Source organism: Sulfurimonas sp. hsl 1-7, assembly GCF_030577135.1.
Lineage (GTDB): Bacteria > Campylobacterota > Campylobacteria > Campylobacterales > Sulfurimonadaceae > Sulfurimonas > Sulfurimonas microaerophilus.
In genome coordinates, this window is the sequence record NZ_JAUIRR010000001.1 from 700,968 (window position 1) to 727,440 (window position 26,473).

General features: G+C 32.8%; 18 protein-coding genes. 1 reads left to right on the top strand and 17 read right to left on the bottom strand.

What is annotated here, in order from left to right; genetic code table 11:
- Positions 1-4,440: a glutamate synthase large subunit gene (gene gltB, locus QWY88_RS03390; protein ID WP_304544064.1), complete on the bottom strand. Its 4,440-nt coding sequence runs from the start codon at positions 4,438-4,440 to the stop codon at positions 1-3.
- Between the two features lie 182 nt (positions 4,441-4,622).
- Between gltB and recO the strand changes: the two genes are divergently transcribed.
- Positions 4,623-5,240, top strand: a complete 618-nt coding sequence (gene recO, locus QWY88_RS03395) for a recombination protein RecO (RefSeq protein WP_304544066.1) — start codon at positions 4,623-4,625, stop codon at positions 5,238-5,240.
- Here the strand turns inward: recO and QWY88_RS03400 are convergent.
- From QWY88_RS03400 to QWY88_RS03475, 16 genes are all read right to left on the bottom strand, one after another.
- The gene (locus QWY88_RS03400) at positions 5,235-6,431 is read right to left on the bottom strand and encodes a capsule biosynthesis protein (RefSeq protein ID WP_304544068.1); all 1,197 of its coding nucleotides are present in this window, start codon (positions 6,429-6,431) and stop codon (positions 5,235-5,237) included. The genes recO and QWY88_RS03400 overlap by 6 nt on opposite strands.
- Before the next feature lie 2 nt (positions 6,432-6,433).
- The gene (locus QWY88_RS03405) at positions 6,434-8,491 is read right to left on the bottom strand and encodes a capsular polysaccharide biosynthesis protein (protein ID WP_304544070.1); all 2,058 of its coding nucleotides are present in this window, start codon (positions 8,489-8,491) and stop codon (positions 6,434-6,436) included.
- A complete protein-coding gene (galE, locus tag QWY88_RS03410; protein WP_304544073.1) occupies positions 8,492-9,514 on the bottom strand; it encodes a UDP-glucose 4-epimerase GalE in 1,023 nt (340 codons plus the stop codon).
- Between the two features lie 85 nt (positions 9,515-9,599).
- Entirely contained in the window at positions 9,600-10,604 is a 1,005-nt protein-coding gene (locus QWY88_RS03415) for a glycosyltransferase family 2 protein (protein WP_304544075.1), read from the bottom strand.
- A complete protein-coding gene (locus tag QWY88_RS03420) occupies positions 10,570-11,163 on the bottom strand; it encodes a hypothetical protein (RefSeq protein ID WP_304544077.1) in 594 nt (197 codons plus the stop codon). The genes QWY88_RS03415 and QWY88_RS03420 overlap by 35 nt, the downstream gene beginning before the upstream one ends.
- Entirely contained in the window at positions 11,163-12,146 is a 984-nt protein-coding gene (locus QWY88_RS03425; RefSeq protein WP_304544079.1) for an NAD-dependent epimerase/dehydratase family protein, read from the bottom strand. The genes QWY88_RS03420 and QWY88_RS03425 overlap by 1 nt, the downstream gene beginning before the upstream one ends.
- A 1-nt stretch (position 12,147) precedes the next feature.
- A complete protein-coding gene (locus tag QWY88_RS03430) occupies positions 12,148-14,454 on the bottom strand; it encodes a glycosyltransferase (RefSeq protein ID WP_304544081.1) in 2,307 nt (768 codons plus the stop codon).
- A gap of 1 nt (position 14,455) precedes the next feature.
- Entirely contained in the window at positions 14,456-15,871 is a 1,416-nt protein-coding gene (locus tag QWY88_RS03435; protein ID WP_304544083.1) for a CgeB family protein, read from the bottom strand.
- Positions 15,864-16,229 (bottom strand): hypothetical protein, encoded by a 366-nt coding sequence (locus QWY88_RS03440; protein WP_304544085.1) that lies wholly within the window; start codon positions 16,227-16,229, stop codon positions 15,864-15,866. Before QWY88_RS03440 ends, QWY88_RS03435 begins: the two co-directional genes overlap by 8 nt.
- Positions 16,226-19,078, bottom strand: a complete 2,853-nt coding sequence (locus QWY88_RS03445; RefSeq protein WP_304544087.1) for a glycosyltransferase — start codon at positions 19,076-19,078, stop codon at positions 16,226-16,228. Before QWY88_RS03445 ends, QWY88_RS03440 begins: the two co-directional genes overlap by 4 nt.
- A complete protein-coding gene (locus QWY88_RS03450) occupies positions 19,078-19,941 on the bottom strand; it encodes a hypothetical protein (RefSeq protein ID WP_304544089.1) in 864 nt (287 codons plus the stop codon). Before QWY88_RS03450 ends, QWY88_RS03445 begins: the two co-directional genes overlap by 1 nt.
- The gene (locus QWY88_RS03455; RefSeq protein ID WP_304544090.1) at positions 19,942-21,129 is read right to left on the bottom strand and encodes an NAD-dependent epimerase/dehydratase family protein; all 1,188 of its coding nucleotides are present in this window, start codon (positions 21,127-21,129) and stop codon (positions 19,942-19,944) included.
- A 13-nt stretch (positions 21,130-21,142) separates the two neighbouring features.
- Entirely contained in the window at positions 21,143-22,192 is a 1,050-nt protein-coding gene (locus QWY88_RS03460; RefSeq protein ID WP_304544091.1) for an SDR family NAD(P)-dependent oxidoreductase, read from the bottom strand.
- Positions 22,189-22,839, bottom strand: a complete 651-nt coding sequence (locus QWY88_RS03465; protein ID WP_304544093.1) for a glycosyltransferase family 2 protein — start codon at positions 22,837-22,839, stop codon at positions 22,189-22,191. The genes QWY88_RS03460 and QWY88_RS03465 overlap by 4 nt, the downstream gene beginning before the upstream one ends.
- A 2-nt stretch (positions 22,840-22,841) precedes the next feature.
- Positions 22,842-24,650 carry a glutamine--fructose-6-phosphate transaminase (isomerizing) gene (glmS, locus tag QWY88_RS03470; RefSeq protein ID WP_304544095.1) on the bottom strand — a complete coding sequence of 603 codons (1,809 nt, stop codon included), beginning with the start codon at positions 24,648-24,650 and terminating at the stop codon, positions 22,842-22,844.
- 208 nt (positions 24,651-24,858) lie between these two features.
- Complete coding sequence (locus QWY88_RS03475) at positions 24,859-26,472, bottom strand: polysaccharide biosynthesis/export family protein (protein ID WP_304544097.1); 1,614 nt, start codon at positions 26,470-26,472, stop codon at positions 24,859-24,861.
- Position 26,473 lies beyond the last annotated feature (1 nt).

The following is a 26,473-nucleotide window of genomic DNA, read 5'->3' on the forward strand; positions in this document are numbered from 1 at the left end:
TTAATCTCCATTCTCTAAGTTAAGAGGTAATTTCGTTAAGTTTTTAGGTTTTACTAACCAGAAATTTCTCACCTCTACTCTAAAGTTTTCTAGTATCTCTTTTGCTTTTTCACTACCAGTTTCAACAATATAGTCTTTTAGTAAACGTTTTAGGTAATGTCTAGCTTCGTCACCCTCATCAGTATCGATTCTTACTGCTTCAACTAACTCGTGGTTAACATTTTCAATAAAGTGGTGTTCTTCATCATAAACGAATGCAACACCGCCTGTCATACCTGCACCAAAGTTGATACCAGTTTTACCAAGGATAGTAACAACACCGCCTGTCATATATTCACAAGCGTTATCTCCTGTACCTTCAACGATAGCAAGCGCTCCAGAGTTTCTTACTGCAAAACGCTCACCAACGCTTCCAGAGATGTAAAGTTTTCCGCCAGTTGCACCATAAAGACAAGTGTTACCGCCGGCACTGAACTCTTCACCCTCATTTTTAGAAGTGATGATGATTTTACCACCGTGCATACCTTTACCGATATAGTCATTCGCTACACCTTGAAGGTAGATAGAGATACCGTTGTTTAGGAATGCTCCAAGAGCTTGTCCCGCAACACCTGTAAGGTTAAGCTTAATACTGTCTGGTTTTAATCCCTCATCACCGTAGTACTCAGCAATCTCACCAGAGATTAATGTACCGAAACTTCTATGTAAGTTTGTGATCTCAGCATTGATTTTCACCGGATGGTCAGGATACTTAATAGCTTCACGAGCTTGTTGTAAAATACCCTTTTCAAAACTATTGTCATCAAACGGCGGGTTGAAAGGCTGTTGACAAGTATTTACACCATCTTCTTGGTGAAGTACTGCTGAGAAGTCAAATTTTTGAGCAAATTCATCATCTTTAACTTTAAGCAGGTCAACACGTCCGATCATCTCTTCCATAGTTTTAAAACCAAGCTCTGCCATGATTCCTCTTACATCTTCAGCTAGAAGTGTAAAGTAGTTGATAACTTGTTCAACTTTCCCTTTAAAGAACTCTTGACGAAGTTTTTCGTTTTGTGTAGCGATACCTACAGAACATTTATTTACGTGACAAATTCTAAGCATTTTACAACCGATAATTGCAAGAACACCAGTACCAAAGGCATAAGACTCAGCACCAAGAAGTGCAGCTTTAACAACATCTAAACCAGTTTTAAGACCACCGTCAGTTTGTACTTCAACTAAACCACGTAAGTTATTTGCTTTAAGAGCATTATGCGCTTCAGAAAGACCTAATTCCCATGGGTTACCCGCAAACTTGATAGATGTAAGTGGAGCAGCACCTGTACCACCGTCACCACCAGAGATAATAATTTTATCTGCATACGCTTTTGCAACACCCGCTGCAATTGTACCAACACCGATAGTTGAAACAAGTTTTACCGCAATTTTTGCTTTAGGATTTGCTTGTTTCAGATCGAAAATCAGCTGTGCTAAATCTTCGATCGAATAGATATCGTGGTGTGGCGGAGGCGAAATTAGTGTAACACCAGGAACCGTATGACGTAACTTAGCGATAAGACCTGTTACTTTGTGACCCGGTAATTGTCCACCTTCACCAGGTTTTGCACCTTGAGCTACTTTAATTTGGATCTCTTCTGCACTTCTTAGGTACTCAGGAGTAACACCGAAACGTCCAGATGCAACCTGTTTAATTTTAGAAACTCTGTTTGTTCCAAAACGAGCTTTGTCTTCTCCACCCTCACCTGAGTTAGATTGACCGCCGATTGTGTTCATAGCGATCGCTAATGTCTCATGTGCTTCAGGAGAGATAGAACCTAAACTCATTGCAGCTGAAACGAAACGTTTGAAAATAGCTTCTTTTGGCTCAACTTCAGAGATATCGATAGCTTTTCTGTCAGATTTTAGTTCAAAGAAATCACGAATAAATTTCAGGCCACGTTTATTTACAATCGCTTTTAGTTTTTCAAAATCTTCTGTTTTTCCGCTGTCAACAGCTGCATGGATTGCATGAATAACAGACGGACCGAAATCGTGGTGCTCTTGCTCAGTATAGAACTTATAGAAACCACCGATATTAAGTGGGAAAATCTTTTTAAATCCATCATCTTTGAATGCTGATTTATGGAATTTTTCAATTCTTGCATCAATATCTTCATATGTTAAACCAGGAACTGCTACATTTGATGTTTCAAAACAATCTTGTACGATTTCACGAGAAAGTCCCATTACGTCAAATAGTCCAGAGTTTCTGTATGAAGCGATTGTCGCGATACCCATTTTAGACATAATTTTTAAAAGACCACCGTTAAGCGCAGAGTGTGCTGCTTTTAGTGCTTCTGATTGCTCGATGTTACTATTTTTACCACGAGTTAATTGATCTGCAACCGTACTAAAAAGTAAGTTTGGATATACAGCACTTGCACCATACCCAAGAAGTACTGCAGCAGAGTGAGAATCTGTCACCTCTCCAGTAACTGAAACGATAGATACAAGGTGACGAATTTTTGCTTTTAGTAGTGCAAAGTTAACACGTCCAACAGCCATAGCCATAGGGATAACTTTATTATCCGCACTAAAATCTTTATCGTCTAAGATAACGATTCTTGTACCCTCATTTTTAACTGAGTCTATAATAGTCTCAACTAAAGTATCTAAAGCAGCTCTTAACGCACCTTTATATGCAGTTGAGAATGTCTTATTTTTATAAAAGCTTTGGTAGCTTGGAGACTTCTCGTCACCGAAAGATTTTAATACTCTTAATTTCTCAGCCGTAATGATCGGTGAAATAGATTTTAATCTATGTGCATGAGTTGGGATCTCGTTTAAGATATTGTGAATTTCACCAAAACCTGTATTTAAACTCATAACAACTTTTTCACGAATCGGATCGATTGGCGGGTTTGTTACCTGCGCAAATTTTTGTTTAAAGAAATCAGTAAAGTTTCTTTGTTTTGTTGAGAAAGCTGCTAGAGGTGTATCATCACCCATAGAACCAACTGCCTCTTTACCTTCAGTAATCATAGGCTCAATTACTTGCTCAACAACTTCTTGAGTGATGTTAAAGAATTTTTGTCTTCTAATTAGCTCGTCACCCTCTAAAGTATCGATCTCAGCATACTGATCCTCTACATGCTCTTGAAGATAGATCATGTGCTCATTTAACCACTTCATGTATGGGTTAGAAGATTTTAAATAGTTGTCGATATCATCACTTTTTAAAAGTTTCCCATATTTCAGGTCAAGTCCGATCATTTGACCAGATTGAAGACGTCCACGCTCTTTGATATCTTCTTCAGCGATATCTATTACACCGTACTCAGATGCAATTAAAAGGTTGTCATCTTTTGTAACAATATATTTTGAAGGGCGTAAACCGTTTCTATCTAGTGCACAACCGATATATCTACCGTCTGTTACAGAGAATGCTGCCGGACCGTCCCATGCTTCAAATACAGTTGAGTGGTACTCATAAAATGCACGAAGTTCAGGATCCATGTGCGGAGCATTTTGCCATGCTGAAGGGATCACTGCACGAACAGCTTTAAAGAAATCCATACCGTTTACAAGTAAAAACTCTAAGAAGTTATCTGCACTAGCACTATCCGATGCACCTTTTTGTAGGATCGGAAGAAGTCTTTTGATCTCTTCATCACTGAATACTTCAGACTTGATAGATTCAGATTTGATCTCTACGTTAATACGGTTACCCTCTACAGAGTTGATCTCACCATTGTGTGCCACTGCACGGAATGGTTGAGCCAAACGCCACTCTGGAAGTGTATTTGTCGAGAATCTTTGGTGGAAAAGTGAAAATGAAATTTTAAATGCTTCATCTGTTAAATCTTTATAAAACTCTTTAATATGCGTAGGCATAACAAGACCTTTATACGATAAAACACTTGAACTCATAGAAGCGATGTAGAAATTTCTATCATCGATCAGTTGATGTTCAACCTCTTTACGAGAAAGGTATAAAAGTGCATCGAATCTGTTAGTAGCCATAATAGAGTTTGGTACGATAAACAACTGTACAATATTTGGTAAAGACTCGAGAGCTTGTTCACCTAATGCATTTGTGTTTACCGGCACTTCACGACGAAGTACAACTTTTAAATCATTTGCTAAACAAGTTTCTTCAATTACATCTAAATGTTTAATATCTTTTGTAAATACAGATGCTACTGCAAACTGTTTTGGTAACTCAACACCATTTTTTTCCGCTTCTTTTCTAATAAACTCTTCAGGCATAGAAAGTAAAAGTCCACTACCGTCCCCAGTTTTTCCATCAGCAGCAACTGCACCGCGGTGCATCATACGTTCTAATGCTGTGATCGCATCATTTAAAACTTTACGAGATGGTTTGTTTTTGATATTTGCTACAAGACCAAATCCACAGTTATCTTTAAATGATCGTAATAAATCATGATGTTCTACCATTTTCACTCCAAATTTTATAATTTTTATACAAAAAAGTATAAATTTAATCTTTTTTTAAGATAAATTATCTTATTTAGAAGATTCTAGATTTCTAATATTGTATAGTAATATTGATTAAAAAATTATTATAAAAGGAATATTTTCTGTATAATTTTAAAAATTGTATCGTTAGGAAGCAGTAAGTGCAAGGTTTTATTATAAATCTCAATCGTGTTAAAGAGGAAGATTTAATTGTTACTATAATATCTAAATCAAGCTTAGACACCCTTTACAGATTCTATGGATCACGCCACGGTACGATCAACATAGGTTTTAAAATCGACTACGAGATAGAGCCCTCTTCAAAATCGACTATATCAAGACTCAAAGATGTGATCCATATTGGGTACAAATGGATTAATGATCCGAAAAAACTGCAACTATGGCAACAGTTCATCTCACTTTTTCATCAACACCTCAAAGAAGCTGAGGAGTTAAGTGAATTTTATTTTGAGCTTTTAGAAAGAGCTTCGAAGCAATGGGATAAACAAAATCCAAAAAGGATAGCTATAGAACTTTATATGGAACTTTTAGAGTATGAGGGGAGACTCCATCATGATGATATCTGTTTTTTGTGTTCAAATAAAATTGAGAGTGATCCGTCGATTATTAGGGCTTTTCTTCCTACCCATTTTCATTGTAACAAAACCATGACTATCAATCATAAAGCACTCAAAGAACTTTATACAAACAAAAGTTCTCTCTTTTTAAGCGATAAGGAAGTAGATAGATTGTGGCATGTACTCTTGGAGGGTTTATAAAGTTTTATAAAAACTTCCGTTGATCTGAGTCTTTTCGATCAGGTAACATCTAAACTTATTAAACAGCTCTTGATCAACCTCTTTATACTCTTTCCAAAACTTATCTAGCGCTACACCTTTTGAAGTAAGCCCCTCTATATCGTAAAAACTTCTTCCCATACAGATCGTTGGTGTTTGATGATAAAGAGAAGATATCCCGACAGTTGAATTGATCGTGACAGTTGCAATCGCATTTTTGAGTAAGGTTGGCAGATGCAGGTCATATACTACTTTTACACGCTGGGCACACCCTTTTTTCTCTGCATAGTTTTGTATTAGTCTTTTGTAATTCTTTTTACCACGGTCCATAGGGTGATGTTTAAAAACGATATAACTCTCCTTTGGAGCATGTATACAAAAAGACTCTAGCACCTCTAAAATAAACTCCTCGATCGAGTTATAGTCAGAATGGTGTGAGATCTGAAAATCTTCAAAAGTTTGTAGTGCTACAAAATAGTACTGCTTTGAAAGTTTCTTTTGATAAATTTTTTCTTTACCGTATTCTAAAATTTTAAAGAGGTTTTTTCGAAAATAGTTTTTTATTCCATATACAGCTTCAGTCAAACTAGAAAAGTTTCTATGATGTTGATAATGTGGGTATCGAAAAGAAAAAAGATTTGCGACAATATAATAGATAATGGCTTGTATAGCCATTTTTTTATATGTATTCCCAATATGCACTACATTTTTACTATTACAGATCTTTGTTTCATCATACCCTAAAGCATCGTAAAACTGACATTCTCTTGGAAGGGATGAGTTATCGTTAACACCATTTTCTTCCAGAGTAATAAAATCTGGACGAATATATCCCTCTTCAAAAACAAATACTTTTATCCCTAGTTTTTTTGCGATCTCTATAGCTTGTTTTTGATAGATGCGACAATCGCCAAATACAAAGATCATATCGATCCAATAAGATTGAAGATACTCTTTAATGTACTTTTTCCAGTCATGTAATGTCCCTTTATAAGGGCTAAAGTGTCGTGCATCAGCAAAAAACTGATCTCCGGCATTCAGTCCTATGCGAAATGTTGTAGCACCATGAGCTACAAACTTCTTATCAAGGACATTAAAGAAATCACCCATCGGCCCCTGAAATAAAAGTATGTTTTTTCCTGCTACGTCACCGACTATATCAAATATCTGCAAATCTATGCCACCAAAGAGAGTAATTTTTGAGAAATTCTACTCAAATAACTATAAAATTTGAATTTAATTCGTAAGAAAACAGAACTTTCTAACGCATCTTTTTGCTCTTTAAGCTCTTTTATCACATCTTCAGCTTCACATAACTTTTTTGTTTTAGGAGAGATATACCTTGGATAGAGTAAATAAGTAGCGGCTATAAGTTGCTCTAACGTCAAAATTCTTCTTCTTCGCTCACAAGTACGCTCATCTATAGTTAGTCCCCAACCCGCATAAAACGGCATACCGTATGTGTAAACTTTTTTGCCGTATACAAGCCCCTCAAAACCTGTAAGTGATGTAAGGGTATGTACTTCTTCCACAGCTTCAAGTACACTTGCCATTGAAACGTCAATCACTATCTCATCACAATAGTTCAAGGCTTCTTCTTGGGGAATGTTTCCCACCCTATTACCGCTTAAAACATCTGGATGTGGTTTAAAAACTATATATCTCTCAGGATATTTTTTCTTCACCGTTTGTAAAAGTTCCAAGTTTGTCATCCCGTTTGCACCAAATCTAATCGAAGCATCATCTTCCACTTGTCCCGTTACAAGGGCGACAGTTTTATCTTTTGGAAAATTCAACGCTTTTACGGCATCGGAGTTATACTTAGAGATCTTGTTTTTGACAATCTCCTCTTTTAGCGCAGAAGCTCTTTGTAATAGCTCTGTATCATTATCAAAATCATAATTTTGCAGAAGATATTCCAGATCACTCTCCTGCGTGGGGTCAAAGTATATGCCCCTTTTATCTATCACCTGAGAGTATGGCTGTGTCAGATCAGAACCCAGACCGACTGAGCGTATAAATCCATCTTCAACACGATATATTTTCATACCTTTCTCTTCGGCGAACCTCTCGATCTCAGGAAAAGACTTTCTTCCCCAAAAGTATATATGGGCATCTTTATCAAGCCCTTTTTTAAGAGCAAGTTTGAGGTGCGTTGAGAAGATCGGATTTATAAAGTAAAGATTTTTCGGATCGTATTCACTAAAAAATGGTCGAACAAATCCGTGTTTCCATCTTGAAAAACCAAAGAAGTATACTTTTTTATCCATTGTATTCTCTTTTCTAAGAGTTGTTATTGTTTCTATTGTATCAAATATGTCACTTGGTCTATTTGTGTATGGATTATGGTAATGAGTATAGAGTATATAGGCTGCTGCAAATACTTCTTCTACACTAAGTGTTCTTGTACGTCTTTCACATTTTGATTTATCTGTGGTTATCCCCCACCCTGCATAAAACGGCATACCAAAACAGACACATTCACACCCTACTAACAATGCTTCAAAACCCATCTGAGATGTTTTTGTATAAACCTTATCGAAATATTTTAAAAGTGAAATTGGATTAACATTTTCGGTGATGATTCTACAACGTTCATCTATATTACCAGGATCTATGTCAGAGTTTTTTTTACCGCTTAGTACATCAGGATGGAGCTTTATGTAAACTTGCGCATCTGGATTCTCTTCTATAGCTGAGAGGATCATATCTTCTGTCGTAAAAGAATCTAACATCCCATACTCTAATGAAGCATCTCCGGCAGTTTGAGCAATTACTAATACTCTTTTGGTGTCTTGTGTAAAATAATCTTTAGAGATATCTGGAGTGTTGTTATACTTGGAGATATGGTACTGCTTTATAAGGTCTATGGCTTTTCGAGCATCTTTCAACAATAAAAGGTCACTAGAAAAGTCATAGCTGTTTAAAAGATTTTCAAGTCTACTAGGTACTGTAGCATCATAATAAATTCCAACATCATCTTCCACAAGACTAAATGATGGGGAAGCATCTACTCCAAGACCGAGTGATCGGATGAATCCGTCCTCTAAAAGTACATAAAAAGTGGTAGATTTTTTGGCCAGTTCCATAGCTGTAAGCCCCGAGCGCTTTCTACCCCAACCATAGAAAACACCTATTTTAGAAAAGCTGCGTTCTAAAAAAGAGTAGTACTTGATCTCTAAAAAGTTTTTTGTGTTTTTTATGAGCTGGATTGATGTTGAAAACTTAATCATTTATTTCTTATTATATCCAGTAGGATTATTTTTTTGCCAATTCCATGCATCTTGACACATATCTTCTAAGCTATTTTGAGCTTTCCAACCTAGTTTGTTATACGCACAAATTGGGTCTGCATAACATTCTGCTATATCACCGTCTCTTCGTTCGACAATTTGATAAGGTATAATTGTCTTTGAAGCTTTTTCAAAAGCTTTTATCATTTCTAGAACAGAATAACCATTACCTGTTCCTAAGTTGATTGGTATAAAGCCTTGTTCTTGACTATCTTTCAAATATTTCAGGGCGAATACATGTCCCATTGCTAAGTCAACAACATGAATATAATCACGAACACCTGTACCATCTTTTGTATCATAATCATTTCCAAAAACATTCACATTTTTTCTAAGTTTTACTGCAACTTGAGAAATGTAAGGTAAAAGATTGTTAGGTATACCATTTGGATCTTCTCCTATTTCTCCTGATTTATGTGCTCCAATAGGGTTAAAATATCTTAAACTTATTATTTTCCATTCTGGATCAGACTTTGCTAAATCTTCCAATATATATTCAATAACCAACTTACTAGTTCCATACGGATTAGTTGTAGAACGTGGAGAACTTTCAGTTAAAGGGAGTTCTTTAGGCACTCCATATACTGTTGCAGATGATGAAAAAACCAGTTCTTTTACATTGTGGTTTTGCATTAATTTTAAGAGATTTAATGTGCCAGTAACATTATTATCGTAATATTTCAGTGGTTTTTGAACAGATTCTCCAACAGCCTTTAAACCTGCAAAATGAATAACAGCATCAAATTTTTCATTTTGAAAAACTTCTTCTAACTTTTCTATATCAAGTAAGTCGCCTTCTATAAATTCTATTTTTTTACCTGTTAGTTTTTCTACTCTTTTTAATGCTTCTAAGCTACTGTTTGATAAGTTATCATATACAATAATATTATAATTTTCTTGAAGCATTTCAAAACAAGTATGTGAGCCAATATAACCAGCTCCTCCTGTTACTAAAATATTCACTACAATTCTTTCCTTTATTAATATACTTAAATTAGACTATTATTAATTTTTTTATATTTTTAAAAATTATTTTAATGTTAAAAATTTACTTAATAATATCATATTCATATTTACTTTCATTAAAACCTATATAATACTTTTTATAACCATTTACCATTTCAAAAAGCCTATCTTCTAAAATCTGCCAATGTCTTTCTCTTAAAGGATTTCTTCCAAATTCTGGTGTTCCAGTTAGTTCAGAAGTTGTACGAGAGTTTGGTCTATGTGCTGCAAATGTAAGTACTTTTTTAATATTTTCTACTTTTTCCGTTCCGTAAAAGTATTTTATACGTTCAAAATATTCAGTATCTGCACCAAGTAAATCTATATAAAAACAACCTAATTCTTCTAAAACTTTTCTTGTTATCATTAAAGAAACCATAGCAATACGATTTAATGGATAAATATGTTTTGAAAAAAGTTCCCCATTTGGTTTAATTCGAACAAGTTGAGATATGGAAGCCACCTTATCACTTACTTCTAAAACTTTCACTTGTTCTTCAATTCTTTGTGGATGAGCCCAATCATCAGCATCATGAAAAGTAATATATTCACCAGTGGAATATTTTATACCAACATTTCGCGTTATAAAAGGACCACTATTTTTTTTCATAGAAATTATTTTATAATTTGAAAAGTTATTTTCCCTACAAGTATTTTCAAATACTTCTGTCGTATTATCACTACTTGCATCATCTACAAAAATTATTTCAATATTTTTATATGTTTGGTCTATAATAGAACTAAGAGCAGAAGGTAATAATGTCTGTTCATTATGTGCTGTCATGATTATAGAAACAAGTTTTTGCTCTTTTATTTCATTATAACTCATGCCCTTAATACATAAGTTATCTATGTATAAAGGGATAGAGTTTATTTGTTTTGTAATTTCAAAAAGTTTAACTTTATTAAAATAGACATTTAAATTCTCTATCGCTTTTTGGTCATTGTTGTTTCTATAAACATTATAAAGATTAAACAAATCATGAACTTTAGTATTCGACTTTTTCAAAAAACTATTTGCTAAAAAAGATTCCAAGGGGTTTAACATACCATTTTTTACTATCTAAAAAATATTTTTTTGGAGTATTGAAAAGTTTTAAAACTTTTTGTTCTTCTTTAGTGAGTTCTCGTGAAGTTTTTCTTTTCTTTTGTAGCCAATCTACTTTATCATTAAGTTCTTTTACTCTCTTATTTCTTTGTTGTAACTTTTGTTTTGTTTCTTTCAGTTCAGCATTTGAAGCTGCACTTGTATTCAACTTGACACTACCTTGTGGTTGTTTTGCTAACTTTGCTCTTAAAGATTCGATCTCATCAAACTGTTCTTTTGTTTTTCTGATATAGGCTTGATTTAATTCTAAAAGTTCTTTAATATCTTCTAGTAGCTCATCATTTTGCATCTCAAAAAGTAAAGAATTTTCCTTGATCAGCTTTTGTACTAACGGTTCGTATATTTCGACTTTTTTATCATCTGCTAAAGCGTATTTTTCTACAAATTCAAGTTCAAGTGTTAAAACCCCTAAACGTTCCTCAACTTTTGCTTTTTTATCCAATTTGTTTTCTATATTTTCAAGTGTTGCTAAAAATTCAGTCAACTCAGTTTTTTCCATTACTTATCCTTGTTTATAAAGTAATCAATAGTATTATCTATACCTGTAGTCAATGTCATTTGAGGAATCCAGCCTAAGATATTTTTTGCTTTTGTCGTATCTGAATAGTTACGAGCTACATCTCCAAGTCTAGGAGCATCATTTTCGATCTTCATATCTACACCTCTAGACTTTAATTCATCAGCAATCATTTGTGCTACTTCGCCTACTGTAGATTCTCTACCTGTTGCTATTTGAAAAGTTTCTCCACCCACTTCTTTTTCAAGTCCTAGGATTATTGCATTTACTAAATCGTCTATATATATAAAATCACGAGTTTGTGTTCCATCACCATAAATCATACAAGTTTCACCATCTAAAGCTTGTTTAATAAACTTTGCCACAACACTTGCTTTATGTTTTGAACCAGGACCATATACATTTCCAAAGCGTAAACACACTGTATTTATTCCAAATGTTTTTGAGTACGAAGAACAATATCCTTCACCTGCTAATTTACTCGATCCGTAAGGTGAAACAGGATGTGGTGGTAATTCTTCATGTATAGGAGGTTCTACCTCACCTGCTGGCGCACCTGAAGATGCGAAAACAAAACCTTTTATACCGTTTAATCTTGCTGCTTCGAGCATATTGAAAGTACCTATAACATTACATTCCATATCTAGCCTAGGGTCTTCTACAGATGGTCCGACACCAGTATTCGCAGCAAGATGTACTATGCCATCTATGCCTTGACATACTTGTTCCATTAACTTTGCATTACGAATGTCTCCTTCTATAAGAGCTACACCTCTTTGATGTTCCGTAATATTATCTACTGAATATTGTTTAAACTCAGCTACTTCTGCAAGATCTGCCGGTGTACCTGTTACAAAGTTATCTACTACCCGTATAACACTATTTGGTTCTTTTTCTAACAACTTTTTTATAAGTGATGTACCAATAAAGCCACATCCCCCTGTAATTAAAATATTTTTTTTCATATTAAGCTCCAATTAAAGTTTTTATCATATTTTTCGCATGTAATGCTTTTTCTGGGTCAATATCCATTTGTTCTCTAAATAAACGTTCTGGATCATTTTTATATTCAGCCATATCAAAAAACAATTTTTCCCACTGATCGTAAATATTTTCAGGGACAAATCGTTTGGAATCCACTAAACACTCTTCACCTAACTGCGTTCTTAAATCTTCATCTTCTATTAATTTGCCAAGCACCTTTGCCAATCCTGCCACTCGATCTTCAGAATTTGCTAGCAACCCATTAAACATATCACTTATTAGTTCATTTGTTCCTGGACAGTCATCAAATCCTATACTTGGAACACCATGAGCCATTGCTTCTAAAATTACCGTAGGACATCCTTCACTCAAAGAAGCAATAACATGAATACTGGACTTTGCAAAAAAAGAATCTACATTGTCCTGTGGTCCTAAAACTAATACTCTATCAGACAATCCTTCTTTCTCAATACAATCAAATATTTCCCGTACATGCTTCTGATTCATATCTGGTTGTTTCCCTATATCGATAATTTTCCAATTCGGATAAGTATCTGCAATAGTAGCAAAAGCTTTTACTAATGTTATTAAATTTTTATTAGCTTTAAATCCATTTATTGACAAAATAACATTTTCTTTAACAATATTCGTATCCAAAGTATCCATTTTTCGTGAAGGATTAGAAAATGCTCTTACTTGTGGCTTTATAAAATCATTAAATGAATCCCTATAACTTGGCATAACGAGCCTTATTCTTGATGCTCTTGCTCCAATAAGTTCTCGTTCCCATAAAGCCAATGGCTTTTGAACAATTTTCCCATCTAAACGCCAATTATTACTAATCAATCTGTCAGGATTTGTACATTCTTGCATACCAAATGGTACATTTAAGTTATAACATTGTTTATAATAATTTATAAGTTGCCTATTAAAATAAAAACAAAAATATACATCAGGATTTATAAATCGTAATCTATTTTTCATCAAGTTTAATTGTGAATATGCTAATTCCTTTACACCATGTTTTGAACGATAAGCTGGTAATTCTCTAATATTACCTAAATAATGAATTGAGACATTATGCCCTCGTATAGACATTTCATCAGCTAGTTCCATTGCAACTCTTTCAGCACCACCTTTTCCTACTGCTAAACTATTTATTAAAATCACAATATTTAATTTCAATTCTTTTTTTACTACATTAATTTTTTTTATATATGGTAAAATAGATGTTTGAAAAATATTTTCATAACTTCTTTTAAGAACAATTTGATAGTTTGTTTTTTTCTCATTTTCAGCTAATTCCTTATCTTGTAAGTCTATTAAACTATTCTTTAGCCCTTCTCTTGTATCTGAACTATAAAACAAATTATAATTATCTTCTTTTTTTAATTTTAAATGAGCATTAGTATTAGTTGCTATAACCGATAAGTTTGCCAAAAAATATTCAAATACTTTTAAAGATGGAGAATCATTAAATGTTTCTTTTGGAACCCAAGCTATTCCTACATCAAAATTTGATACTTCTAAAGCCAACCTACTATGTTCAACCAAACCTCTAATATTTACGAACTTTTCAGCATCCCTTATTTTAACGATTTTTTTAATTTCATCAAGTAACGGACCTCCTCCATAAATATCTAAAGTATCCTTAGAACGAGTCTCTTGAATATAGTCAATAAATCCATGAACCATAATATCAATTTTTCTTTTAGGATGTACAGCACCAATATAAACATATTTCTTTGATTCCTGAAGAACATTTTTATTATCAATATTATTGAGAAATACATCTGTATCAATACCTAATGGATATTCAAAAATTGGCTTAGTAAAATTAGGTAACCAACTAAGTGCTGAATTTTTATCTAATGTAAATATAGCATCTATATGTATAGATTGTTGTTGTCCTTCAGATAAAATATATTTTTGATGCTGCCCTTCGATTAACAAAGGAGTTTGTATATCTAAAATGATTTTTTTCTGAGGAAAAATCAATCTCAAAACTTTGGCAAATTCAAACCAATTGGGATGATTAAAAATCCAGATTATATCAGGATTAAAAGCTTGAAACTGCTGACTTAAAGACAAAATAGAATCAATATTTACTTTATTAAGCTTTAAATATTGAAAGTTAAATTGTTCTTTCACACAAAGCTGTCCATCTAGAGGACGCTGAGCTACTACTAAGTGAGGATGGCTTTTTGCCACAGCATCAATCAGTTTATATGTACCTAAAGTTCCTTGTGTCCCTAATGGTCTACCTGAAAAAAATAAAAATTTTTCCATCTTATACATTCACTACCTTTTTTAATCTTTGTTGTAAAAGCTCATCAAGTATGATATTTTTATTATCTACATTTTTCATATAACGTATTAGTTCATTATAATACTTATCTAAATATTTCTGTATATTTAAACTGTTTTCACATTCTTTTGGGATATATATAGAATGATCAAAAGGTTTTATTTGTTTCAACTGAAATTCTCCATAATTTTCACTATCAATGATACAACTTTCAATTGAAATAGAATATTCATTAAATAACTCCTGCTTTACTTTTTCAAAAGACTCTAAAGACTCTAAAGTTATCATAAATACTGTAGAAGGCCATTCAACCCAATCGTGTTCAATATTGAGTTTTTGACAAATGGTTTGCATACGATTAGAGAATGTATGTTTACTTATTACTTCCCTCCATGCTTTTTGTGCTGCTCTTTCTCTATAAAGTTCATCTTTTTGATGTCTCATCAACTCTATCAAGAAAAAATTATCAATAACTTCATAATGAGTAAATGTTTTTAAAATATCTTCTTCTACTTTTCCATATATTATGACAGGTAAACGACAAGCTGCTGCTTCCATCACATTCCACACGCTAGCTGTTCTTGATGTTATTCTGTTTGAAAAGTCAATATACAAATTTGCTTTTTTTAATAAAGATAATCTTGATTCAAACGAAATTGTAGAAAGTAAGTTTTCAGATGTAATCTCTAAATCATTTATTTTAGATTTCCATATTTGATTTCTTGAATCAAAAAACTTTACTCCAAATCCCAATAAATCTTTGTAAAGTTCATGGTATTTATCCCATGTTTGTAAAATATCTACTAATCCATCACATACACCAGGAATGCGTTTACTTTCTTTTCCTCCGTACTCATTGATTCTATTATAAATTGAAGGTTGCACAGCAGGTAATAGAGTATAAGCATTTATACCAATCTGTTGAAGCTTGATTGTTTCTCTTGGATCTGCACAAAAAACATGATCAAAATATTTTGCTACAGGACTAAAAAGTTCATGATACTCATGGTCTAGAGTAAACCAATAGACAGTAGGAATATTTTGCTCTTTAGCTACTTGAAGTAATTTATAAAGTTCTGTACTTTCAAAAGTAGGATCTGTAAGTGCCATAGACCAGTCACCTGTCACAGTTTCTAGAGAAGATTCGACCAAAATAAAGTCTAATTTATTATACTTTATAGTGTAATACCAATTCTCTTCAGTTAAAAAGTGCATATCACCTTCATACTCTAACCCACGATATAGTCGTTCATCAGCTATCAAACCAAATTTTAAAGATGAGTTTTTATCTTTTTCTGGTATCAAAAATTTCTCATCACTATACCTATTTACTTCTCTTTGTAAACTAGCCATAGTAGTATGCTGTTTTTTCATAACGTTACTCTCTTTTTCAATCATTTCCTTTCCTTCTAGGGATAAATACACTTATAAATTTCATAATAGGATTTTTTGAATCTGCAAAAAAGATATAAGGATCGTTTAGGAACTTTATACATAAGCGTTGTTTTTTAGATAAATTTTGTTTTTTTACATCTTTTACTTTATGTTTTACTTTTATTTTCTTCGAAACTTTAGTATGAACATCTAAACTTTGCAGTTTTAAATATGACACTTCAAGCTCTAAATTTTCCCTAAACTGAAGTAATTCTTCATCAGACATTTCATGTGAATATTTTATAGTTTGTTCTGATAACATACTATGTTCTTGCAACAGTCGTTGAATATCCTTTTGTATTATTGATGATGTTCGACTCATCTTACAACCTCTTGGTATTTTTTATCAATGCTGCTTGTAATATCAACTATATTACCTATATCACCTCTCCATGTATGATCATGATTACCTATAGTTCTACCTATAGTAAACTGAAAAAAATCACTCTTCATACAACGAACAGTTGGAAAGTTAGCTCTTAAATTTTCTAGCCATGCAGAGTCAGCCGTTCGCAAACTATCTTCAGGGAAAGGACATTGCTTTAAAAGTTCACTTTTCATTCCAAAGGTTGCTCCACTTATACCTGCATCGCTTAATGGTAAACTTTCTGCATTGAAACTTACTAGCTCTTTTGATTTTGATGAATTTTTTCTAAAAAAAACTTCATTTTTTTCTTCTATTTTTATGTATGAACCAAACTTCCCTATTATAGATGCATCATCTATAGTAAGAAATCTAAATACATCGCTAAGATACTCTTCTCCATAGTAATCATCATCATCAAAGCGAAATACATAGTCCCCTTTTGCATGTTCTATCGCTGTATTTAATGCACTTGCAGCTTTCTTGTCGACTGGAAGATAAAGTACTTTTATATTTTTTATCTTTTCTACTTGAACTTTTAACTCTTTAAAATCTTCTTCAGTACTATTAACAACTATAATCAACTCTTTATATTGATATTTTTGTTGTTCAAAATTTTTGAGTATGTTTTCTAAATTTCTAATTCGTTTTGTAGGTGTTACTATAGTCGCAAAGTATTCTTTCTGATCTTCTACTTGAATGTTTAAATGTTTACATATTTCCTTTATTCTATGTTTAAAGGTATCGTTATCCATAATCTCTCGCCATTTAGGAAGCAGCTTAATTTTGAGTTCTAAATCTTCAGTTTTATTAAAAACTTGTTCTTTAAACTTGACATCATCACCCAAAAAGCTCGTAGTTCTACATGCTAAGTTTTCTAATAATTGCCATTCTAGTTCCGTATTAGTAACTTCTTTAACATCATAAAACCATAATTTATCTGTTCGTTTTAATACTTCAGGCAGTAGTCTATAAGAGATTTTTCCATACGATGAAAGGTTATCAGATATACTATTTTGAGTATGTAAATGATTTTTAGTTGGTACTAAAGTTCTCTCAAAAGCAGCAAACTTATGCTCTTTATTATTAACAATGCTAAACTTTAGGTCATTATTTTGTTCTATCTGATTTGCAGACTGCACCAATATATCAAATTTTGGAATGTATTCATTTAAACTATCTAACTCTTTTAAAGGGTTAAATAGTCTTTGTTGAACAGCTGGTAATAATTCAAATGACTTAATCTTTAATGCTTCTAAATAATCTTTATATTTTGGATCAGCATAGCCAATATAATCTGCAATTAAAAACAGTTCTTTAAAATGCTCTTTATACTCTATATCTTGTGTAGACCATACTAAAATAGGTGTGTTTTTTGATTTACATAGCTCTATCAATGCTCGAAGTTCTTCTTTTATGCCATTAACCATTGAATAATGCCATGAACCTAAAATAGATTCAAAGCATGTTTCGATCAATACAAAAGAAAGTTTATTATTAAGGATTTTATCTTTCCACGATTCTTCTGACAAAACAATATAATTAACTTCATTTTTAAGACCATAATAAAGTCTTTCTCCAGTAATGCAACCTACCTTCATATCATAGTTACGATCTCTTGTAGACTGGAATGCTTTACAAGGAAAGTTCCAATGACTTTCGTTTTGTACTTTTTCTTCTTGAGTAACTTTAGTATTTACTTTATTTAATGACAAAGATTTAAATATAGGAAGTAAAACATTTGAAGCTATTGTATCCCAACTTCTTTCTTCTATACGTTTTAAATTTTCTTCTAATTCACGTTCTCCAAAAGCACCATTTAATATTTTATCTATAGCTAATTCAAATGACTTAATACTTTCATCAAATAAAACTGCGTTAAATCCATCAGTAACTTCTCTCACATGACCTTTAGTAGAAGTCAATAAAGGAATTAATCCTGATGCTATGTATTCTAAAGATTTTAATGATGGAGCAGCATCATATATCTCTTTTGGAACCCAACCTAATCCAACATCATACTTTGGTAAGAGTGTAAATAAAGTTTTTTGATCAACTGCATCATGAAGATTTATAATATGCTCTAAACATAAGCTATTGATTTGCTTACTTAATTCTTCTTTAGCTAGTCCACTCCCATACATATCTAAAGAGATTTTCTTTTTAATATCTTCTCTTAAACCTGCCATTAATTCTAGCAATCTATTAAGTTTTCTATTTTTAGAATAAGAACCAATAAAGATCATTCTCAATTTGTTATTATCTAGCTTCAGCTCTTTTTTTGGATGAAAAAGACTTAGATCCAATCCTAACGGATAGAGGGAACTCTCTACATTACAGTTAGGAATCCAACTTTCTATATCTTCAGGACACCTACTTATTACTAAGTCAAGTAAATGTTGATGTGATTTTGATTTTAACTGTACTGAGTTTAAAATTTGTAGTTGATTTTCCTCTCCTGTAATTAAAGGAGATTTTATATCTAAAACTATTTTAGTATTTGGTAATACATTTTTTAGAACTTGTGCAACATCATACCATTTTGCGTAGTTTGCTATACACAATATATCTGGCTGAAAATCCATTGCTAATCGACTTAAATGCTCTAAAAAATCTGAATCATTTATATCTAATTCTTCAATTTTTAAATTTTCTTGTGGTTTATATACAATATCTACTGCACTTGTATTGTATTTTGCAGAAACAACAAGTGTATCTAAAAACTTATTAAAAGCTTCAGTTAACTGATAGGTACCAGGAGTACCCATCATTCCAAATGGTCTAGGAGAAAAATATAGTAATTTCATTATTCTGTTATCACATCAAAAAAAATTTCAGAAACATTTCGCCCCTTAAAAAATTTTTTAACATAATTAAAAACTATTTGATAAAAAGATTCTTTGTCTTTAGAACCATTACCTTCTGTCAAGATCTTTTTAATGTATAATGCAAATGTTTCATAAACTTTTGGCTCAAAATAATATGCACCTTTTTCACTCAAATATTCTTTTTTAATATTTAATAAAGGAATAACATGCACTTTTTTAGAAATTTTTTTGTCAATTAACTTTTTAAAGGTTTCACTAGATCTAACTCTTTCCATACTATTTCTGATCTTAAAACCAGAATGTGGATAGTTGATAAGAAAAATTTCCATCTTATTATTGATAGATTTTAATATAGTAATAATTTCTTCCAGATTCTCAATACTTTCATTCGCACTTAATAATCCTTTATCCTTACAATTAACCTTATCGGGTTCCATATGTTTATTCTTTCCATCTGGCAATGATTGCATAAAGTTAATTATATAAGGGATACTACTTTTTCCTTCATTTATAAACGAATAGCCTTTACGACTTAAATCATAATTTAAATCAATAACTATAACATCAGCTATTTGTATATTTTCTTTTAACGCTTCTAAATATTCAAGGGATTGAAATTTAATTCTGGGAAGATTTCTGTCCACATCAACTTGTTGAAACTTGATTGCACTTTCTAAAGAATCTTTTGTTAAAAAATTTTGAGTCTTATCTTCCAATAAGGCTCGTATAATATCTGTTCTTAAATGCATACCATGATAAATTTTTTTATATTGACCCATATTTTCTAAAGCGTTTACTGTTATTTCAGATAAACAACTACCTAATATGACAATATTTTTCATTTACCACTTAACCCCACGGAAAATTACATCGTTACGAATGTTATCTTTATACTCAGCTACAACTTTAAACATCTCTTCCATAACTTCATCTGTAAGATAGTGTGGCTCTACACCAATGTTTATTAAACCTTGATATGTAGGATTGTAGTAATGTTCTTCAGCTTCTTTTCTTGGATTTTCAATGTTTTTAATTTCAACATTGTAACCTAGTTTATCACCTACACGTTTTGTGATGTCAGCTAACTCATTTACACTAAATGTTTCCATAACTTGGTTAAATATACGAAGTTCACCCTTCTCTGCCGGAGATTTTTCTGACATATGTACACATTGTAATGTATCTTTAATATTTAGGTAACCTCTTGTTTGTCCACCTTTACCATAGACAGTTAAAGGGTAACCATTGATAGCTTGTGTAATAAAACGGTTTACAATAGTTCCAAATACTTCATCGTAGTTAAAGATCGGACGAAGTCTTGGATCAATTTTACTCTCTTCTGTTTCTATTCCGTATACCGGTCCTTGCATAAGGTCTGTAATACGAAGATTCCACATACGAACACCAAACCAGTAAAGGTCAGTATCCATAACTTTTGTAGTATGGTAAAGTGAACCTGCAGCTCTTGGATATAAGAACTTTTGTTTTCTACCATTATGTTCTACTTCTAACCAACCCTCTTCGATGTCTATATTTGGTGTACCATACTCACCCATTGTACCAAGTTTAATGATGTGTGTATCCGGTGCTAGATCACGTACTGCAAAAAGTAAGTTACTAGAAACTAGTAAGTTATTTGTAATAGTAAAGTTTGATTTTTTATAGTCCATCATAGAGTATGGAGCAGAAGGCATTTCAGCATAATGCACTACAGTTTCAGGAACACCAGTAAAATCATAGTTAATTGCCCAGTCATATTTCACGCGACCTTCAAAAAAACCACGAGTAAATTCAGCATCAGTTAGATCACCTATTGCAACTTTGATCTCATTTCCTGTTTTTTCATGCCAGATTTTTGCTCTTTCTACTAACGATGGAATTGGGTACAACATACCTACATCTATCTCAGTACAAGCATTTCTACGCAGATAGTTATCTACAACCGTTACTTCATAACCTCTGTTTGAAAAGTACATAGCCGTTGGCCAACCTAAATAACCGTCTCCGCCTAAAATTAAAACATGTGCCATTTTTTCTCCTTTTTTATAGCTCAAGATTTTCGATAACTTTGTGTTCTGTAAGATACGCTTTGATCTCTTCTACATTCATATATGTTTCATTTGCACTTACGTATGGATTTGTTACTACTTTGTTTGTAATATTTTCATAACTATCATAATCAACTTCTTCATACATAGGTGGTATAGAAGGTTTTACTGTAAACATATTGTCAAGTTCATATGCTCTTACTGTCTCTTCATCTGTCATAAGCTCTTCATAAAGCTTCTCACCTGGTTTACTTCCAATGTATTCTATCTCAATATCTTCCGCTTTTCTACCAAACATAGGTGCTACGAGTTCGATCATTGCCTGAGCTAAATCGACTATACGCATAACTGGCATTTTAGTTACAAAAACTTCACCACCCTTTGCCAATAATGAAGCTTCTAAAACTAAACTACACGCTTCTTCTATAGTCATAATAAAACGTGTCATTCTTTCATCTGTAATCGTAATATTTTTACCTGCTTGAATCTGCTTATAAAAAATTGGTGCTACAGAACCTTTAGAACCTATAACATTACCGAAACGCGTACTTGTGAATATAATATCTCTTGAAGATTTAATATTTAGTGCTGATGTGATCATTCTTTCACCGAGAAGCTTTGTAGTACCCATAACATTTGTAGGATTAACTGCTTTATCACTACTTGTGTAGATCACTCTGCTAACTTTCTCTGATTCTAATGCAGCTTGAATCACATTTGAAGTACCGTCTGCATTTGTTTTTACAGCATCCAATGGACTCACTTCACTAATAATTACATGTTTCATTGCAGCAGTATGAAGAATAATATCAACATCTTTACAAAGATACTTTAAGCGGTCAAGGTCACGTATATCACAGAAAAAACCATTGTATCTTGATTCTTTACGATACTCTTCATTTAAAAAGAACAACGAAGCTTCATTATTGTCGATCGCTTTAATCTCTTTTACATCTAATTCTAATAATTGCTTTATAAGCCCTTTACCGATAGTACCAGCTGCACCGGTAATAAGCACCTTTTTATTTTTATACAAATTTATCATTCATCTAGCCCTTTTATATGTGTTTTAAAGAAAAATTTCCATATGGAAAAAAATTGAAAGAAATGATCCCATGCGATCTTTCTAGGTTTACTAATTTTAGGAAGTTCAACATCTACTTCACAAATTCTCATATTTAAATAGTCACACTCTTGCAAAAGAGTTCCACAAGTACATCCTCCATAAAATTGTAATTTTTTTGCATATTCTGTTTTGATTGCTCGAAAACCGGTACCTGAATCTTTCACCTTACTACCAGTTAACATACGAGCCAACCAAAGTAAAAATATTTCAGATTCTCTCGCAATTTCAGGCCGTTTGCCAAAAACTATATCACATTTATTATCTAAAATTGGTTGTATTAGTTTTGTAACATCTTCAGGTCTATGTTCACCATCACCATCCATAGTTACTACAATGTCATTCCTTGCAAATGCAATACCTGCTTTAATAGAATGCAAATAACCCTTATTAACTTCATTCGTAAGTATTTGTAAATTTGGAAACTTCTTTTTATCTATATAACTTTCTACTTTTATGCTACTTGCATCATCTATAACAATGACTTCGTTAAATCCTTGTAACTCATCTAAAACTTTTTCAAGTCTTCCTTTTTCGTTATACACAGGAATTATAATAGAGACGTTCATATTTACTCCACTGTCACAGATTTTGCCAAGTTTCTCGGCATATCTACATCATTTTCCAGTTTTATTGCTATCTCCATAGCAAGTAACTGCGTAGCTGTCATCATTTCATAAAACTCTAACATGTAATGATTACACTTTGGTATCACTATGAAATCATCTGCTTTTTCATACATATATGAACTTACACAACAGATTGTCGAATCTCGTGCGCCTAACTCTTCCATATTGCTCTTTGTTTTCTCAAAAAGCATGTTTTCACTTAAAAGTGCTACAGTAAAAAGTTCTGGATCCGCCAAGGCTATAGGACCATGTTTCATCTCCCCTGCAGGATACCCTTCAGCATGTAGGTAGCTAATTTCTTTTAATTTCAATGCTCCTTCTAATGCTAACGGGTAAAATACATCTCTACCTATAAAGAAAAAACCATGCCCATGCAAGTAACGCTTTGCAAGACGTTTTGTTTTTTCATGCACACTATCTTTCACTACGGTTACATTTGGTACTTCTCTAAGAGTATGAAGCTCTTTTTGTAACTCTTTTGTATCTAAACTCTTTTTAAATTGTGCAATATATAAACTCAGCATCCATAACACTGCCACTTGTGTAGCAAATGCTTTTGTACTTGCTACACCTTTTTCTATTCCGGCACGAGTAAGTATACTTGCATCGCTTAAGCGTACAATGCTTGAGTTATCTACATTACACACTGCAAGTGTTTTGAGTCCTGCCGCTTTTGCCATCTTAAGAGCTTCAAGTGTATCGGCAGTTTCTCCACTTTGGGAGATCACTAAAAAGAGTGTATCTTTTGTCAGTAAAGGTTCTTTATAACGAAATTCACTTGCAATCTCAACACTTACCTTTACTTTTGCAAGTCTCTCAAACAAGTAACTAGATGTCAAAGCTGCATGGTAACTAGTTCCACATGCACATAACTTGATTTCATTTATACCGTCAAATAAATTTTCATCTAATTCATCAAATTCAATCTTTTCATCGACTACACGTCCACGAAGAGTATCGGCAAGAACATCTGCTTGTTCATATATCTCTTTTTCCATAAAAAATCTATACCCCTCTTTTTGGGCAGAGAGTTTGTCGGATGGAAGTTTTACATTTTGAAAAGCGATCTCTTTTTCTGTAGCTGATTCTATGTGTACTTCATTCTTGTTTACATAACCGAACTCTCCATCCTCAAAAAAATGGACATTATTACATTGCCCTAGCAATGCTGCATCAGAAGATGCAAAAAACTTTTCATCATCTTTTATTCCAAGTATAAGTGGTGAACCTTTTTTGGCAAAGTAGATCGTTTCAGTTTCAGAGCTTGTAACAAGTAAAATAGCATAAGCCCCCTCTATCTCAGATAAAGCACGTTTAAACGCTTCATAATTAGTATGATTTTTTTGATGTTTTTCAAACAAGTGTACAAACACTTCAGTATCTGTTTGACTTATAAATGAAAAACCATCTAGTTGAAGCATTTGTTTAAGTTCTTGGTAGTTTTCTATGATCCCGTTATGAACAATATATGTATCACTTCCATAATGCGGATGAGCGTTTTCTTCTGTCGGTTTTCCGTGTGTAGCCCAACGAGTGTGTCCGATCCCTATACTAAAGTTATCTAATGAGAGTTCAATTGTTTTTTCTTTTAAATTTTCAAGCTTTCCAACTGCTTTAAATATATGTCTATCTTCATTATTTAGTATAGCAATACCGGCAGAATCATACCCACGGTATTCTAATTCTGCTAAACCGTTTAACAAGATACCTTTTGTATCTTTACATCCAAGATGTCCAACTATTCCACACACTCTGCTTGATTTCCTAATATTTATGTAATTATCAAATTTTACTACACTTTGGTTACATTTACATAACATACAAAAGTGTTTTTTTAGTGTTTTTTTATTGGTTCAAAAAAACACTAAACTCCTATTTAATGTAGATAAAAACTGAAAGTTATTACGACATATTACATTAAAAACTATTATAATTGCCTTATGTCGTTAAAAATTGTTATCAATATCTAAGTACTATAGCTGCACCAACTGCTATCTGGTAAACAATCTGTGTTATATCCTTGACAACCTGTAGGTATTTACTATCTACTTTACCCATTACAAGTATAGCATCACCTGGTTTTACACTATAGTTATCACCAAATGAGCTAGAAGGATCATAGCTTACAACCAGACCGTTTTTCTTAATGATAAGAACATTGTCCGTATTTGCTCTAAAACTGTAGCCACCACATGAATTGATGTAATCTTCAAAACTCATCCCGTCTACATAGCTTTGTGCACCAGGTAACATAACTTCACCCTGAACTATAACCATATGGCTTTTTTTCGGAATGTAAATTTCATCGCCGTCTTCTAATGTTATAAGAGAGAGATTTGTATCTTTATTGATTACCACTTTCCCTTTTAGTTCTACCTGTTTTGCACGCTCTATAAAGTTCATAACAAGTTGTGCTTCTTGCGCTCTTATGGTAGCTTCTTCTGAACTCATAGAACCTGTTGTAAGTGTTTTTGCTTCTAGATCATTCAGCTGTGCATCGAGTAATTTCTTTTGCTCCTCGGCTATGCTTTTTCTATAAAGCTGGAACGAGTCCATATCTGAAAGCATTGAGGGCTTAATCTTTTCAAATACTTCACCAAGAGTTGAACCTTTTGGCACCACTATGTTATGCAGACTTAGATGTTCTCCACTAATTTTAACTGCTATGCTTTTTGCATTATGATCTGGTAAAAACTCTACCACTTCACCGCTATGGAGTTCAAAATGCTCGTTTCCTTTAATACTATGAATACTTACAGTTTGTTCATTCTCTTGATTCCATTTAGTGACCGTAAAGTTTGTAGCTGTTGGATTTGGCAGTACAGCCTTTAAGAGCTTACCAAGCTCAATACTTTTACCCTTCATCTCAAATCTATAAGGGCGTTTTACATCACCGTTAATCTCTACATAGTTTTTAACACTCTCAACATTGATCACATCTCCCATTTGAAACTGAAAAACATCAAGCTTACCACTGAGTAAGAAGTTATAAAGATCAACACTTTTAATAGCTTTGTTATCTCTTAGTACCGTAATGTTTCTGTAACTTCCAAACTCGTTTTCTATTCCCCTAGCTTTGTCCAAAAACTGAATGATAGAGTCAGATGAAAGTCCTTCATAAAGTCCCGGCTTATTTACGGCACCTGTCACAAATACACTCACAGGCTGATAGTTTCCAAGATCAGCATAGACATAAACATTTGTTTTAAAAACACTTTTGATCTTACTTTGAAGTGTACGAGAGAGCTCTTCATTTTTCAAGCCTACAAGTTGTATGGTCCCAACTTTCGGTAAAAAGATATTCCCTTGTGAATCTACAGGTATACTGGCATTAAAATCAAAAGCACCCCAAAGTCTGATGTTTACTACATCACCGATATTTATAAGATAGTTTGGGTTATAACGGTGTTGTTTATTTTGAGAAAATGAACCGTTAAAAAGTCTGTTACCAAATACTTTTTTACTCTCTTGCATCATACTGACATTGCTATCTACATCTTTTGGAGCTACATCAAGCTCTACTGCCGTTAAACTTGTTAAAAGGATTAAAATTGTTACTATTATTTTTTTCATT

Excerpts from the sequence above, each read along its gene's own strand:
- gltB (WP_304544064.1), bottom strand. The coding sequence starts at position 4,440 with ATGGTAGAACATCATGATTTATTACGATCATTTAAAGATAACTGTGGA.
- QWY88_RS03405 (WP_304544070.1), bottom strand. The coding sequence starts at position 8,491 with ATGATTAAGTTTTCAACATCAATCCAGCTCATAAAAAACACAAAAAAC.
- QWY88_RS03415 (WP_304544075.1), bottom strand. The coding sequence starts at position 10,604 with ATGTTAAACCCCTTGGAATCTTTTTTAGCAAATAGTTTTTTGAAAAAG.
- QWY88_RS03420 (WP_304544077.1), bottom strand. The coding sequence starts at position 11,163 with ATGGAAAAAACTGAGTTGACTGAATTTTTAGCAACACTTGAAAATATA.
- QWY88_RS03425 (WP_304544079.1), bottom strand. The coding sequence starts at position 12,146 with ATGAAAAAAAATATTTTAATTACAGGGGGATGTGGCTTTATTGGTACA.
- QWY88_RS03430 (WP_304544081.1), bottom strand. The coding sequence starts at position 14,454 with ATGGAAAAATTTTTATTTTTTTCAGGTAGACCATTAGGGACACAAGGA.
- QWY88_RS03435 (WP_304544083.1), bottom strand. The coding sequence starts at position 15,871 with ATGATTGAAAAAGAGAGTAACGTTATGAAAAAACAGCATACTACTATG.
- QWY88_RS03440 (WP_304544085.1), bottom strand. The coding sequence starts at position 16,229 with ATGAGTCGAACATCATCAATAATACAAAAGGATATTCAACGACTGTTG.
- QWY88_RS03445 (WP_304544087.1), bottom strand. The coding sequence starts at position 19,078 with ATGAAATTACTATATTTTTCTCCTAGACCATTTGGAATGATGGGTACT.
- QWY88_RS03450 (WP_304544089.1), bottom strand. The coding sequence starts at position 19,941 with ATGAAAAATATTGTCATATTAGGTAGTTGTTTATCTGAAATAACAGTA.
- QWY88_RS03455 (WP_304544090.1), bottom strand. The coding sequence starts at position 21,129 with ATGGCACATGTTTTAATTTTAGGCGGAGACGGTTATTTAGGTTGGCCA.
- QWY88_RS03460 (WP_304544091.1), bottom strand. The coding sequence starts at position 22,192 with ATGATAAATTTGTATAAAAATAAAAAGGTGCTTATTACCGGTGCAGCT.
- QWY88_RS03465 (WP_304544093.1), bottom strand. The coding sequence starts at position 22,839 with ATGAACGTCTCTATTATAATTCCTGTGTATAACGAAAAAGGAAGACTT.
- QWY88_RS03475 (WP_304544097.1), bottom strand. The coding sequence starts at position 26,472 with ATGAAAAAAATAATAGTAACAATTTTAATCCTTTTAACAAGTTTAACG.